Annotated in this window: 14 protein-coding genes; 4 read left to right on the top strand and 10 right to left on the bottom strand. The window is 62.3% G+C overall.

Features of this window, described 5'->3' with window-relative positions; translation table 11 throughout:
• Positions 1–207: 207 nt before the first annotated feature.
• The 10 genes from urtA to cbiE form a co-directional block, all read right to left on the bottom strand.
• The gene (urtA, locus tag BMZ10_RS17360; protein WP_093464894.1) at positions 208–1,473 is read right to left on the bottom strand and encodes an urea ABC transporter substrate-binding protein; all 1,266 of its coding nucleotides are present in this window, start codon (positions 1,471–1,473) and stop codon (positions 208–210) included.
• A 357-nt stretch (positions 1,474–1,830) separates the two neighbouring features.
• Positions 1,831–3,207, bottom strand: coding sequence for a PepSY-associated TM helix domain-containing protein (locus tag BMZ10_RS17355; protein ID WP_093464891.1), 1,377 nt, complete (start codon positions 3,205–3,207; stop codon positions 1,831–1,833).
• Between the two features lie 77 nt (positions 3,208–3,284).
• Complete coding sequence (locus BMZ10_RS17350) at positions 3,285–3,692, bottom strand: DUF2946 domain-containing protein (protein ID WP_093464888.1); 408 nt, start codon at positions 3,690–3,692, stop codon at positions 3,285–3,287.
• 79 nt (positions 3,693–3,771) lie between these two features.
• The gene (locus BMZ10_RS17345) at positions 3,772–4,245 is read right to left on the bottom strand and encodes a copper chaperone PCu(A)C (protein ID WP_093464885.1); all 474 of its coding nucleotides are present in this window, start codon (positions 4,243–4,245) and stop codon (positions 3,772–3,774) included.
• 50 nt (positions 4,246–4,295) lie between these two features.
• The gene (locus BMZ10_RS17340) at positions 4,296–4,715 is read right to left on the bottom strand and encodes a DUF2946 domain-containing protein (protein ID WP_093465605.1); all 420 of its coding nucleotides are present in this window, start codon (positions 4,713–4,715) and stop codon (positions 4,296–4,298) included.
• A 68-nt stretch (positions 4,716–4,783) separates the two neighbouring features.
• The gene (locus BMZ10_RS17335) at positions 4,784–5,107 is read right to left on the bottom strand and encodes a helix-turn-helix domain-containing transcriptional regulator (RefSeq protein ID WP_093464882.1); all 324 of its coding nucleotides are present in this window, start codon (positions 5,105–5,107) and stop codon (positions 4,784–4,786) included.
• The gene (locus BMZ10_RS17330) at positions 5,107–5,445 is read right to left on the bottom strand and encodes a type II toxin-antitoxin system RelE/ParE family toxin (protein WP_093464880.1); all 339 of its coding nucleotides are present in this window, start codon (positions 5,443–5,445) and stop codon (positions 5,107–5,109) included. The genes BMZ10_RS17335 and BMZ10_RS17330 overlap by 1 nt, the downstream gene beginning before the upstream one ends.
• Before the next feature lie 93 nt (positions 5,446–5,538).
• Positions 5,539–6,285 carry a cobalt-precorrin-6A reductase gene (locus BMZ10_RS17325; protein WP_093464877.1) on the bottom strand — a complete coding sequence of 249 codons (747 nt, stop codon included), beginning with the start codon at positions 6,283–6,285 and terminating at the stop codon, positions 5,539–5,541.
• Entirely contained in the window at positions 6,282–7,379 is a 1,098-nt protein-coding gene (locus tag BMZ10_RS17320; protein WP_093464874.1) for a cobalt-precorrin-5B (C(1))-methyltransferase, read from the bottom strand. Before BMZ10_RS17320 ends, BMZ10_RS17325 begins: the two co-directional genes overlap by 4 nt.
• Positions 7,379–8,581, bottom strand: a complete 1,203-nt coding sequence (cbiE, locus tag BMZ10_RS17315) for a precorrin-6y C5,15-methyltransferase (decarboxylating) subunit CbiE (protein ID WP_093464871.1) — start codon at positions 8,579–8,581, stop codon at positions 7,379–7,381. The genes BMZ10_RS17320 and cbiE overlap by 1 nt, the downstream gene beginning before the upstream one ends.
• Before the next feature lie 370 nt (positions 8,582–8,951).
• Here cbiE and cobG point away from each other — a divergent pair, with 370 nt between their 5' ends.
• Genes cobG through cobJ form a run of 4 tightly spaced genes read left to right on the top strand, consistent with a single transcriptional unit; the run spans position 8,952 to position 13,366 of the window.
• A complete protein-coding gene (cobG, locus tag BMZ10_RS17310) occupies positions 8,952–10,304 on the top strand; it encodes a precorrin-3B synthase (RefSeq protein WP_093464868.1) in 1,353 nt (450 codons plus the stop codon).
• A complete protein-coding gene (locus BMZ10_RS17305) occupies positions 10,297–10,923 on the top strand; it encodes a precorrin-8X methylmutase (protein WP_093464865.1) in 627 nt (208 codons plus the stop codon). The genes cobG and BMZ10_RS17305 overlap by 8 nt, the downstream gene beginning before the upstream one ends.
• Positions 10,923–11,654 (top strand): precorrin-2 C(20)-methyltransferase, encoded by a 732-nt coding sequence (locus tag BMZ10_RS17300; protein WP_093465603.1) that lies wholly within the window; start codon positions 10,923–10,925, stop codon positions 11,652–11,654. Before BMZ10_RS17305 ends, BMZ10_RS17300 begins: the two co-directional genes overlap by 1 nt.
• A complete protein-coding gene (cobJ, locus tag BMZ10_RS17295; RefSeq protein WP_093464861.1) occupies positions 11,654–13,366 on the top strand; it encodes a precorrin-3B C(17)-methyltransferase in 1,713 nt (570 codons plus the stop codon). Before BMZ10_RS17300 ends, cobJ begins: the two co-directional genes overlap by 1 nt.
• Positions 13,367–13,458: the final 92 nt, after the last annotated feature.

Genomic DNA, 13,458 nt, shown 5'->3' with positions numbered 1-13,458 from the left:
GGTGTCCTGGAAGCACCCGCATGACATGACGCCGCGGGAAACTCTGTAGGAGCGAGGCTTGTCCCGCGATCGGCGGACCCGTCGTAAAACCTGCAAACACGGTATGAGAGATACACCGCATGTGATGGATTTACTGCCGCTTCGCGCCAGATCGCGGGACAAGCCGCGCTCCTACAGGAGGTGTCGGGCGCGGGGCCCGACAATGTGTCAGTTACTCTTCACCGCGTAGTCAGGCTTCTTGTCGTTGCCTGGAATGAACGGGCTCCAAGGCTGGGCACGGATTGGCTCTTTGGTCTTCCAGACGACGTTGAACTGGCCGTCGGATTTGATCTCGCCAATCATCACCGGCTTGTGCAGGTGGTGATTGGTCTTGTCCATGGTCAACGTGAAGCCCGACGGCGCTGCGAAGGTCTGGCCGGCCATGGCTTCGCGGACTTTGTCGACGTCAGTGGACTTGGCTTTCTCAACCGCTTGGGCCCACATATGGATGCCGACATAAGTGGCTTCCATCGGGTCGTTGGTCACCGCCTTGTCGGCGTTCGGCAGGTTGTGAGCTTTGGCGTAGGCCTTCCAGTCTGCGACGAACTTGGTGTTGACCGGATTCTTGACCGATTCGAAGTAGTTCCAGGCAGCCAGGTTGCCCACCAAAGGCTTGGTGTCGACGCCGCGCAACTCTTCTTCACCCACCGAGAACGCAACGACCGGAACATCCGTCGCTTTCAGACCCTGGTTACCCAGCTCTTTGTAGAACGGTACGTTGGAGTCGCCGTTGACGGTGGAGATCACAGCGGTTTTGCCGCCTGCGGAGAACTTCTTGATGTTCGCCACGATGGTCTGGTAATCGCTGTGGCCGAACGGGGTGTAAACCTCTTCGATGTCGCTGTCCTTCACGCCTTTGGAGTGCAGGAAGGAGCGCAGAATCTTGTTGGTGGTGCGCGGATAGACGTAGTCGGTGCCCAGCAGGAAGAAGCGCTTGGCTGCGCCGCCGTCTTCGCTCATCAGGTACTCGACCGCAGGAATTGCCTGCTGGTTAGGCGCTGCGCCGGTGTAGAACACGTTAGGCGACATCTCTTCACCTTCGTATTGCACCGGGTAGAACAGCAGGCCATTGAGCTCTTCAAACACTGGCAGTACCGATTTACGCGATACCGAGGTCCAGCAGCCAAACACCACAGACACTTTGTCCTGAGTGATCAACTGACGGGCCTTCTCGGCGAACAGCGGCCAGTTGGACGCGGGGTCGACGACCACTGCTTCGAGTTTCTTGCCGTTGACGCCACCTTTGGCGTTGATTTCATCGATCGTCATCAGCGCCATGTCCTTGAGGGACGTTTCGGAGATGGCCATGGTGCCGGACAAAGAATGCAGAATGCCGACCTTGATGGTGTCAGCGGCCTGAGCCGTCCAGGTCAAACCCATCGCGGCGATCGATGCGGACAAGGTGAACGCTTTAAGCAAACTACGACGCTTCATTGGCTAGCTCCATTCTTTGATTTTTTAATAGTGACGGCTGTTGGCGGTGCAGATGTTGAGTCTGCTTAGGCTTTAGCAAACGCTGGGCCAAGCGTGTAAACGTCGCAAAATCGAATGAAAGCGTCGCGAAGACGGCGCCCGTCGCACCAATCTGGGGTCTGGCTGGCGGGATGGTGCGCAAGGTGCGCTGAACTGGTGCGCAGATGTTGTCCGGGTCGACAGGTTTTTACCGCATCAGGAGCGTGAGGCGCGCCGCATGAGTGAGCGGGCAAAGAGAAGGGCGGGGCCTGAAACCGGAAATGAGGAGGAATTCATCACTAAACCACCCAAAAGGTTCCAGGCCCCGCAGGACGCAATCTAAGCTGTTGTTGCCGATTTGGCAAAGCGCGAAATGGCTATCCGATCGAGCAACCATATTGCCATCATGGAAATCCCGACGAGCGGAAAGGCCACGCCGAGGATCACCATCACGATCGTCGCGATTTTCCAGCGGGGAAGGTCATGGCGCAGCGGCGGAACACCGAACCCGTTTTGTGGGCGACGCTTCCACCAGATGACGATGCCACTCACCGAGCTGAGCAGCACCATCAGGCAGATGAACAGAATGATCGCCTGATTCACCCAGCCGAACATCTTGCCCTCATGCAGCATGACGCCCAGTTCGGTCGCTTTAGACACCGCGCTGTAATCGGTATATCGCACGTCCGCCAATACCTTGCCGCTGTATTGGTCCACATGCAGCGTGGCGTCGTTGCGCGGGTCGTCGGCGAAGACGGAAACGGTGAAGACGCCATCCGCCGTTTTCGGCGCTGTAATGCTGTAGCCAGGCTCAATGGCGCGCTCGCGCGCGATGTCGACGATACGCTGCAAGGTGATCGTCGGCGCGGCGGGGGCGCTGGACGTACCGTGTTGATGCATGTGTTCGGCATGGTCGCCCCCGGCAGAAACCGGCATCGGGGTGTTTTCCATCGCCCAAGGCACGGTCTGGACGCTGGCGTTGTTCAGATCCCCTGCCTGCTTGTCAGATTTAGGCACCTCGTTCCACATGGCGGCCGGGAAGGTGTTCCACACATCGGCGTACATTTTTCCCCACATGCCGGTCCAGGTCATGCCGCTGAGGAGCATGAACAGCAGCGCCACCGAGCCCCAGAACCCGGTTACTGCGTGCAGGTCTCTCCACAGCACACGGCCCCGGGCCGAGACGCGGGGCCACAGCACGCCGGCCGACGAGCGTCCGCGCGGCCACCACAGGTACAGACCGGAAACCACCAGCACGATCCCCCAGCCCGCCGCGAGCTCCACCAGCCGATCACCTGCAGTGCCGATCATCAATTCGCCGTGCAGCTCTCGAGCGATGGCTTGCAAATTGTCCTTGGCATCCTGGGTGCCGAGGATCTTGCCGGTGTAAGGGTCGATGAACAGGTTAACGTCACGCCCCTCGCGCTTGATCACGAACTGGGCACTGCTCTGGGCATTCACGGGCGGCAGGTACTTGCTGATCGGCGCATCGGGATAGGCTTCAAGGACCCGCTTCTGCTGATCATCGGCTGTCAGCATGTGGTGACCGGGTTTGACGGTCAGCAGCTCGCCGTACATCAACGGATCCAGCTGCGGCTTGAACAGGTAAATGATCCCGGTCAACGCCAGCAGGATCATGAAAGGTGCGACGAACAGACCGGCATAAAAATGCCATCGCCACGCGAGGTTGTAGAACGACACATTTGTTCTGGACATGGTGAAGCGCTCCCGTCAGGGATAAACACGGCGCAATACGCCGAGCCCTGAAGGGTCAGCGATGCGAATGGTTCGAATCAGGCGACTGACGAAAGCGGAGGGGCGCGGCTGCGTGCGTTAGCGAAGACATTGCGCTGGGCATGGCCCCGTTGCGGAACGGCGTTGTAGAAATCGGCGGGTCTGGGTGGAACCGGTGCGACGACGGCCAGCGTCTGGGTCAGCGCCGGGCAACTGAACAGCAGCGTGCAGTATCCGCACTTGGCCCAGATGACATGATCGATATCGGCGGCGTCGTTGCTCTGTTGGTGTGCGCTGTGTTCGCTTGCGCCCATCTCCATCGCGCCGGGCATGTCCATGCCTGAAGGCATCGACATGTCCATCGTGGCGGGCATCCCGGTGTGATGCTCCATCGGCATCGACTGGGAAATCAGCGGCCCGATGAAGATCATGAGCATCGCAAACAGGCTCAGCCACGCGCCCTGCATTTTGCGAGGAGCCTTGGCTGTTCGGTTGCGTGCTGCGGGTGTGATGCTCAAGCGTTTTCAGAGCCAGCGTGGTGAAGCGTTAATGGGCGTGGGTCGCAGCAGTGCTATCCGGGGCCTGCTTCTGCACCTGAACGTCGACGGTCACATCGCCGCTCTTTTCGAAATGCAGGGTCAACGGGAAGCGCTGACCGTCAACCAGTCTGGAGCGGTCTTTGAGATCCAGCAGCATGACGTGGTAGGCCATCGGCGCGAACGTAACCTGACCTGCGGGCGGGATTTCGACGGTCTCGACGTGCTGCATTTTCATCAGGCCGTCCTTGCTCACGTGCTCGTGCAACTGAGCGGACCCTGCGATCGGGCTGTCCACGCCGGTCAGGCGATCGGCCGCACCGGTGTTACTGATCACGAAGTATGCGGCCACGGTGGGCGCATTCGGCGGCAACTCAATCGACCAGGGCGAGGCGATCGTCAGCGGGCCCTTCGTAAAATCATGAGCTTCGGCATAGCAGGTCGGCAACAGCAATGCCGCCAACAGCGTGAATATCTTCAACACAACGCAGTCTCCCTTTCATTCAGTACGCAGGTTATAGCGCGAGCGAACGGTCAGACTCTTGGAGAAGCGCGAGGATTGAGCGTGGGCCACTGCAGACGCGGCGGGGCATGAAGAACCACCACCGCCGTCGGAAAGCGTACGGGTTCAACGAGTGAAAACAATCCGAAACCCATGCCCGTCGGGACCGCGACCATCGTCAGAGAGCCTGAGCAGCAGGCGCAGTGCTGCATGATCGTGTGGGGCTGAGGGGCAGGGATGTGCTGATCGCCGGTACTGATTTGCGTGGCGAGCACACGGGAGCCGCCGCTGCCGGTACAAAAACTGCCCCATGCCCATTGTTCGCCCTGCGAACGCGGCATGGTCGGCGTCATCGGCATCGCCAGCATCCCGAACAGCAGCGCGAAACACGCAATCCAGGCGATAGCTCGGCGACGTTTAAGGCGTATGACGTTCTTTTGTTGTTCTTTCATGCCGGCCATTTAGCCTGAACGGTCTTGATAAGTAAAAAACTGGGGTGCGGCGTTGTGTCGCACATTGCTCATTGGGCTGGTACAGCGGTCACGCGAATCTCGACGTTGAGCCAGGAACGCATCGCTCCGAATATCGCTGCCAGATTATCCATGCTGGGGTTGCCGTGAGCAGAGAGCATCCGGTGCAGACTTTTGCTGGGCCTCTCGGTTTCCTTCGCCAGTGCCTCGAATCCCAAGGTTGCGTTGACCAGATCACGGAGCAAGATCCGGGCTACTTCCGGCTCGCCATTGAGAAAAAGGGTCGCGGCCTCATCGAGCAGCCCTTGGGCAAACTCGGGGTCGCGCTGACTTCGCTCGATTGTGGTGGTTCTGTAGCTGCGGGTCAGAGCCATCAGGCGCCTCGCTCATGTCTTTGCTTTTTATGGGCCTTGAAGTCCGCAATCATTGTTCGGGCGCGCTTGATGTCCGCGCTTTGCCCTGACTTCGTCCCGCCTCCGAACAGGATGATCAATCGCTCGCCTTCCCGGATCAGGTAAATTCGATATCCAGGCCCCCAGTTGATCCGGTATTCCCCTAATCCATCGAGCCATTTGATGTTTGAGGTGTTGCCGGACTCCATTCGCGCCAGTGCTGTACTGACTTTCACCGCAGCCGCGGCTGGGAGAGTAGAAAACCAGGCGTTAAACGGGCTTTTCTGATCGTTGGTTAAGTATTCTCGAACATCAATCATCGAAGTGATGGTAACGCTTAAGTTACCTTTCCGGCCATCTGCTTTTTGGGAAGTGAGTGTCTCCTCAATCGATCAGTCCGGTGCGGTACATATTTATTGTCTTGCCAAAAAGCTGTCCAGCGCCTCCCGCAACGCCCCTACATCCCCAAACATGCTGTCCGCCTCAGGCAAGTCCGGTCGCTTGAGTATCAGCACGGGCAGCCCGCGTTCCCGTGCGACTTCAAGCTTGGGTTCGGTGGCGATGCTTCCGCTGTTTTTGCTGATGAGCACGTCGATGTCGCGACGCGCAAACAGATCTCGCTCATCGGCCAGAAGAAACGGCCCGCGCGCCCCGATCACTTCGCATCGTGCGTTGCCAGCGCAGGCTTCGAGCGCCCGCATCGTCCAGAATTGATGCTCCGGAATCTCGTGGATGTGCTGCAACGGTTCGCGGCCGAGGGTGAACAGCGGGCGCTCGAAAGGGGCGAGGGCGGTCATTAATTCTGCCCAGTCGCCGACCTCTCGCCAGTCATCGCCAGGGCCCGCCTGCCAGGCGGGGCGGCGTAGCGCCCAGCACGCGATGCCGGCGATCCGGGCAGCGGCCACGGCGTTGCGGCTGATCTGCGCGGCGTAAGGATGAGTGGCATCGACTATCAGATCGATCCCCTCGGCGCGGATGAATTGCGTCAGGCCTTCTGCGCCTCCATATCCGCCCACGCGCACCTGACACTGCAGATCGTTCGGCACTCGCCCGACGCCCGCCAGGCTGTAGATGTGCCGCGGGCCCAGGGTTCGGGCGATGGCGAGTGCTTCGGTCACGCCGCCCAGCAGTAACACGCGTTTCTCTGCCCCGGCGCTCACTGCAAAGCTCCGGCGCGGCCGACGATGCCGCCCTGGCGATCGATGGCGAACACTTCGACCTGAACCTGCGCCGGCACGACGCTACGGGCAAAGGCCAGGGCGTGCTGGCAAACCGCATCGCCCAGCGCGATCCCCGCCGCGCTCGCCATCGCCAGCGCCTGTTGGCTGGTATTGGCTTCACGGATATTCAATTGCAGCGCCTGATCAGCCCCGACATCGGCAGCCCACTGCGCCAGTTGCTCAAGATTGATGCTGGAGTGCCGGCTGTGCAGGTCCATATGCCCGGCAGCCAGTTTGCTGATTTTGCCGAAGCCTCCGCACAGGCTGAGTTTGTCCACGGGCACTTTGCGCAGGTGTTTGAGCACCGCGCCGACGAAGTCGCCCATCTCGATCAGCGCGATGTCAGGCAGCGCATACACGCGGCGCATGGTGTCTTCGCTGGCGTTGCCGGTACAGGCGGCAATGTGCGCATATCCATTGGTCTTGGCGACATCAATGCCCTGATGGATCGAGGCGATGTAGGCCGCGCAGGAAAACGGCCGAACGATCCCGCTGGTGCCCAGAATCGACAGGCCGCCGAGGATTCCCAGTCGAGGATTCATGGTCTTGAGCGCGAGCTCGCTGCCGTTTTCGACGCTGATCGTGACCTCGAATCCTGCGTGGTAACCGAATTCGTCCGCCAGGCGCGTCAGGTGTTCAATCATCATTCGGCGTGGCACGGGGTTGATCGCCGGTTCCCCAACGCCCAGCACCAATCCCGGCCGGGTGACAGTTCCTACGCCCGGACCCGCGACAAACCGCACGCCGGGTTCAGGTATCAGACGAACCCTTGAAGACAGCAGGGCGCCATGGGTGACATCGGGATCATCACCGGCATCCTTGATCGTTCCGGCTTCGGCGCCATCGGCAAGCAGGCGACAGAACTCCAGGCGCATCTGAACCTGCCTGCCCTTGGGCAGTGTGATCTCGATGCCGTCGTGCGCTTGCCCCGTCAGCAGCAGTCGCGCGGCAGCCAGCGACGTCGCGGTGGCGCAGCTTCCCGTGGTCAGGCCGCTGCGCAGCGGCGCAGGTTGCTCGCCGGTCTCTTCGCGCATCAGGGCTTGATCGCTTCGAGCAGGGTGATAGGCAGCGCCTGACGCCAAGTGTCGAACTCGCCCAACGGCCTGGCGTGCGCCACGTGGATGCGGGTCAGCTCGCCGCCGTGGCGTTCGCGCCAGTTGACGAGCATTGCTTCGCTTTGCAGCGTGACGGCATTGGCGATCAGCCGACCACCGGAGCGCAGTTGCTGCCAGCAGGCTTCCAGCACGCCCTCGCGGGTGACGCCGCCGCCGATGAACACAGCGTCCGGCGGCTCTAGGCCCCGCAGTGCGTCCGGCGCTCGACCACGCACCAGCTGCAGGCCGGGAACGCCCAGCGCATCGCGGTTGTACTCGATCAGCTGCTGACGGCCCTCGTCGGACTCGATGGCGACCGCGCGGCAACCCGGATGTGCTCGCATCCATTCGATGCCGATCGAGCCGCAACCCGCGCCGACATCCCATAACAGTTCGCCTGGCACAGGTGCCAGGCGGGCAAGCGTGATGGCGCGGACGTCGCGCTTGGTGAGCTGGCCGTCGTGGCGAAAAGCCTCATCCGGCAAGCCGCCCACTCGCGAAAGGCGCAGGGTGTCCGGTTGCGCGCGGCAGTCGATCGCGACCAGATTCAATGCCGCGATTTCAGGGGGTCCCCACTCGCTGGCGATTGCGTCAACGCGTCGCTCGGCGTCGCCGCCCAGATGCTCCAGTACGGTCATCCGACTCGGCCCGAAGCCACGTTCGCTCAGCAACGCGGCAATGGCCGCAGGGCTTTGGCCATCATCGCTCAGCACCAGCAAGCGTACGCCGTCATGCAGCTGAGCACTCAGCGCTGCCAGCGGGCGGGCGACGACTGACAGCGTCACGACGTCCTGCAACGCCCAGCCCAGGCGGGCGGCGGCCAGTGAGTAAGAAGAAGGCGCGGGGATCACGCGCATCTCATCCGTGGGTACCTGACGTGACAGGGTGACGCCCACCCCGTACAACATCGGGTCGCCGCTGGCCAGCACGCACAGCGGCTCGCCACGCTGTTCCAGCACAGGCTGCACGGAAAAAGGACTGGGCCACAGGCGACGTTCAGCCTGGATGCAGAGCGGCAAGAGGTCGAGCTGGCGCGAGCTGCCAAACACCTGACGCGCCTGCAGCAGCGCGTGCCGGGCATTCCTGCCCAACCCTTTGTAGCCGTCTTCTCCGATTCCCACGACTGTCAGCCACGGCGCCATGTATTGCCCTCAAACCCGTTGCATGCGAAGGGCCTTTTACAGGACCTGTCAATAAGGTCGGCATGATAACGCGCCGACCGGCCCGATTCGTAAGGCTTTATGTGCGCCGAGGTAGGTCATTTCCGAAACTTTCGTAATCGGGCCGGTTGGCGAGCGGTGTTTGCTGACGTCACACACGGCGCATCCCTATCGTTCGTCGCTCTTGGAGCAGCAGAACCCTGAGGCCATGTCCGAACCCTGTGCGTTCATCACCACGATTACGCCCCATCCGACAGACCGTCTTTTCATGCCTGCATCCAAAGCAGGCATAATACGGCCCCTGTAACTATCCGTTTCACGATTGCCCAGTCCGATCCCATCAGGTGAACCCTTGACCGAGCCGTTGTCCGCTCGCCCGCTTGCCGCACCCCTACGCCCCTCGGCCTGTCCGGGGTTGTTGCGTATCGTGCCGGCGCTGGATGGGGGAATCTGTCGGATCAAACTGCCCGGCGGGATGATTTCGGCTGAGCAGGCGCAGGCTGTCGCTGACGCCGCCGAGCGGTTTGCAGGCGGGGTAATCGAGGCCACCAACCGTGCCAACTTGCAGATTCGCGGCATCGGAATGGACGCTGACAGTTTGATTGCGATGCTCCTGGACGCCGGTCTTGGGCCCAGCAATCCTGCCAGCGATGACGTGCGCAATCTGATGCTCAGCCCAATGGCTGGCGTCGATCCGCAGCAGGTGCTTGACGTCCGGCCACTGGGCGCTCGCATTTTACAGTCATTGGAAAATCACCCGCGCCTGCACGAACTCTCGCCCAAGTTTGCGTTGTCGCTGGATGGCGGTGAAGGTTTGGCGATGCTCGAACATTCGCACGATCTGTGGATGTCTGCTCTGGTCATCGGCGGCCAGACGCTCATTGGTTTCGGCCTTGCCGGTTGTCCGGCGAGCCATTCGCCGCTGGCGGCCGTGACGCTCGATACGGCGCACGAAATGGTCATCGCCGTGCTCGAATTGTTCCTCGATCAGGCGCGTCCCGACCAGGTCCGGATGCGAGATCTGCTCAAGGACATCGGCGCGTCGCGTTTCATCGAACTGCTCGCCGCGCGATTGCCACACCCGCTTGATACCGACCCGCTTATCACCGGCTGGCAACGGCGTCCCGCCCAGACCAACGCCCACATCGGCGTTCAACCTCAGTTGCAGTCAGGCCTCACCTCCGTGGGCGGCGTCGTGCCTTTGGGGCGTTTGACGCCGTCCATGTTGCGCAGCACAGCGAAGCTGTCTGTCGAACTGAGCGACGGCACGCTGGCCATGACGCCGTGGCAGAGCGTCATGCTGCGTAATGTCCCGGCGCACCAGTCAGGGTCGGCACTCGACTGCCTGCGGGCCGCGGGCCTGCTGTGCGGCGCCGATGAGCCGCTGTCGAAACTCATCGCGTGCACAGGCTCGGCGGCATGCGCAAAGGGGCTGGCGGACACCAAGGCCGACGCCCTGAAGCTGGCAGCCTTGTTGCAAAGCAACGGCGTCAGTCAGGCGATTCACCTGTCCGGATGCACGCGCTCATGCGCCGCTGCACACGTCGCGCCGGTGACCTTGCTGGCCGTTTCCGACGGCCGCTACGACCTCTATTTTCGTCACGCAGAACGGCCGGGATTTGGCCAGCTGCGTGAGCGTGACCTCACTATTGAAGCAGTTGGCGCGTTGTTGATCGCCGACTCACGGAGCAGCACCGATGATTGATTACATTCGCGACGGTCAGGAGATTTATCGCAACTCCTTCGCGATCATTCGCGCCGAAGCCCGGCTTGAGCACATCCCGGCCGACCTGGAAAAACTCGCCGTACGCGTGATTCACGCCTGCGGCATGGTCGATGCGGCCGAAGGTCTGCGCTTCTCGCCAGGCGCGGGTGCGGCGGGGCGTAAGGCGTTGGCCGGCGGTGCTCCGATTCTGTGCGATGCGCACATGGTTGCCGAAGGCGTCACCCGCGCGCGGCTGCCGGCCAATAATCAGGTGATCTGCACCCTGAAGAACGACAGCGTTCCCGACCTTGCACGTGAGCTGGGCAACACCCGCTCGGCCGCAGCGCTGGAGCTGTGGCGTCCGCATCTGGAGGGCGCCGTAGTGGTGATCGGCAACGCGCCGACCGCGCTGTTCTATCTGCTGGAGATGATCGACGCCGGTGCGCCGAAGCCTGCCCTCATCCTGGGCTTTCCGGTGGGCTTCGTCGGCGCGGCGGAGTCCAAGGACATGCTTGCGGCCGACAGTCGCGGCGTGCCTTTTGTGATCATGCAGGGGCGCCGCGGAGGCAGCGCCATGGCGGCGGCCGCCGTCAACGCCCTCGCGACGGAGATCGAATGATGCAGGCTCGCGGTCGTTTGATCGGACTGGGTGTCGGGCCGGGTGATCCGGAGCTGATCACCGTCAAGGCGCTGCGTCTGCTGCGCGAGTCGCCGGTGGTGGCGTACTTCGTCGCCAAGGGCAAGAAGGGCAACGCCTTCGGGATCATCGAGGCCCATCTGCAGGCCGCTCAGACGCTCATGCCGCTGGTGTATCCGGTGACCACCGAAACGTTGCCTGCACCGATGTCCTACGAACAGATCATCAGTGATTTCTACGACACCGCCAGCCTGGACGTTGCCGCGCACCTGGATGCAGGTCGCGATGTAGCGGTCATTTGCGAGGGCGATCCGTTCTTCTACGGTTCCTACATGTACCTGCACGACCGGCTCGCCGAGCGATACGAAGCCGAGGTCGTTCCCGGTGTGTGCTCGATGCTTGGCGGCGCTTCGGTATTGGGCGCGCCGTTGGTGTACCGAAATCAGAGCTTGTCCGTGCTCTCTGGCGTGCTGTCGGCCGAAGAGCTGAAGCGCAAGCTGGTGGACGCCGACGCGGCGGTGATCATGAAGCTGGGCCGCAATCTGCCGAAAGTGCGCCAGGTGCTGGTCGAGACCGGGCTGGCCGAGCGGGCGCTGTATGTCGAGCGCGCGACCATGGCGAACCAGAAGGTCGTGCCGCTGGCGGAAGTCGATCCGATGTCGTCGCCTTATTTCTCGCTGATCATCGTCCCGGGCGAAAGGTGGCAAGGTTGATGGGCGCCTCTGACGGCAAGGCGCCGGCAATCGTCGTGTTGGGCAAAGGTGCGTTGGCCACGGCGCGGCGAATTCAACAGCTGTACCCGGACGCGCTGATCCACGGCATGGCCGAGCGTGTCGACGGCGTGGACCTCACCTATTCGGGGTTCGGCGCAACGCTGCGGCAGCTGTATCAGCAGGACACGCCTATCATCGCGTTGTGCGCGGCAGGCATCGTCATCCGCACGCTTGCGCCGGTCTTGCTGGAGAAGGGCGCCGAGCCGCCGGTTCTGGCGGTCGCTGAAGATGGCACCGCTGTGGTACCGCTGTTGGGCGGGCTGGGCGGAGTCAACGTCATGGCGCGGGAAATCGCCGCTGCGCTGAACACCTCAGCTGCGATTACCACCAGTGGCGAGCTGCGGTTCGGCACTTGCCTGCTGAACCCGCCTCCAGGCTACGCGCTGGGCGATCTGGAACTGGGCAAGCGATTCGTCAGCGATCTGCTGTCCGGCGAAAGCGTCCGCATCGAGGGTGCGGCGCCCTGGCTGGCGCAGGCTCAATTGCCTGAAGACGAACATGCCCAGCTTGCGATTCATGTCGATTACCGCGAGCGCGACCCCTCAGCGCATGAGCTGCTGATTTATCCGCGCAACGTTCTGGTCGCCGTCGAGGGATCGCTGCCCGATCCGGCCGAGGCGGTGAAGACTGCGCTGCACGATTCGCGCATCGCCTTGCAGTCGCTCGCCTGTCTGGTGGCGAACAGCGGCGAGATGGCGAATGCTGCGCTGCACGCCGCCGCTCACGCACTGGGCGTACCGCTGCGCTTCGTGGAGCAGACGTCGGCCACCGAGATAGCGCAGCAGGTCTTGCCGCAGCTGCTGCCCCCATTGACTCCGATGAAAGGGCTCGCGATCGCAGTCGCGGCACAGCCGCTGGATGTTAAACGGATAGGCCGTAGCCGTGGCCGCCTGGCTGTCATCGGCCTCGGCCCGGGCGCTGCTGAGTTCATGATCCCTGCCGTGAAGGCCGAACTGGCGCGTGCGAATGACGTGCTGGGCTACGAAACGTACGTGCGCATGGCTGGTCCGTTTCGCGCCGATCAGGTGCTTCATTGCACGGACAATCGAGAGGAGATGCAGCGCGCCCGGCATGCCTTCGAGTTGGCCGCGCAAGGCCGTTCTGTGGTTGTCGTTTCATCCGGCGACCCCGGTGTCTTTGCGATGGCGGCGGCCGTGCTTGAAGCGCTGCACGAATCCGATAACAGCGAGTGGCACGCGGTCGATCTGGCAATCCTGCCGGGCGTATCGGCCTCGCTGGCGACCGCGGCTCAGGCCGGCGCGCCGCTGGGGCACGACTTCTGCGTGATGTCCCTGTCCGACAACCTCAAGCCTTGGGACATCATCGAAAAGCGCCTGGACCTCGCCTGTCAGGCCGATCTCGCACTGGCGTTCTACAATCCGATCTCCCGTTCGCGTCCCTGGCAACTGGGGCGGGCGCTAGAAATCGTGCGTCAGCACCGTAGCCCGCAGACCCCGATCACGCTGGGCCGCGACATCGGCCGCCCGGGGCAGACGTTGCGCATCATCACCTTGGGAGAGCTGACGCCCGAGCAGGTCGATATGCGCACGATGGTGCTGGTGGGTTCATCGACCACGAGCGTGTTCCCCCGCGCCGACGGCTCGCAATGGGTCTATACGCCACGGTGGTATGGCGATAAGCCTGCCAAGTGAGCACGTGACTCGCGTCAGGCATCGGGGTCTTCAACTTCGGGAAGGGGAACGGCGGGTACCTTGTCAGCCGTTACCCTGTCTACGGCAGGAAG

The sequence above is a fragment of the Pseudomonas sp. NFR16 genome (assembly GCF_900108875.1).
GTDB lineage: Bacteria > Pseudomonadota > Gammaproteobacteria > Pseudomonadales > Pseudomonadaceae > Aquipseudomonas.
The sequence above is the reverse complement of the archived record's forward strand: the minus strand, read 5'-3'. Positions and strand labels throughout refer to the sequence as shown.

Bases quoted from the DNA above. Each gene is read 5' to 3' on its own strand.
- BMZ10_RS17355 (WP_093464891.1), bottom strand. From the start codon at position 3,207: ATGTCCAGAACAAATGTGTCGTTCTACAACCTCGCGTGGCGATGGCAT.
- BMZ10_RS17305 (WP_093464865.1), top strand. From the start codon at position 10,297: ATGATTGATTACATTCGCGACGGTCAGGAGATTTATCGCAACTCCTTC.
- BMZ10_RS17350 (WP_093464888.1), bottom strand. From the start codon at position 3,692: ATGCAGGGCGCGTGGCTGAGCCTGTTTGCGATGCTCATGATCTTCATC.
- BMZ10_RS17300 (WP_093465603.1), top strand. From the start codon at position 10,923: ATGCAGGCTCGCGGTCGTTTGATCGGACTGGGTGTCGGGCCGGGTGAT.
- BMZ10_RS17340 (WP_093465605.1), bottom strand. From the start codon at position 4,715: ATGAAAGAACAACAAAAGAACGTCATACGCCTTAAACGTCGCCGAGCT.
- cbiE (WP_093464871.1), bottom strand. From the start codon at position 8,581: ATGGCGCCGTGGCTGACAGTCGTGGGAATCGGAGAAGACGGCTACAAA.
- BMZ10_RS17335 (WP_093464882.1), bottom strand. From the start codon at position 5,107: ATGGCTCTGACCCGCAGCTACAGAACCACCACAATCGAGCGAAGTCAG.
- urtA (WP_093464894.1), bottom strand. From the start codon at position 1,473: ATGAAGCGTCGTAGTTTGCTTAAAGCGTTCACCTTGTCCGCATCGATC.
- BMZ10_RS17320 (WP_093464874.1), bottom strand. From the start codon at position 7,379: ATGCGCGAAGAGACCGGCGAGCAACCTGCGCCGCTGCGCAGCGGCCTG.
- cobJ (WP_093464861.1), top strand. From the start codon at position 11,654: ATGGGCGCCTCTGACGGCAAGGCGCCGGCAATCGTCGTGTTGGGCAAA.
- BMZ10_RS17330 (WP_093464880.1), bottom strand. From the start codon at position 5,445: ATGATTGATGTTCGAGAATACTTAACCAACGATCAGAAAAGCCCGTTT.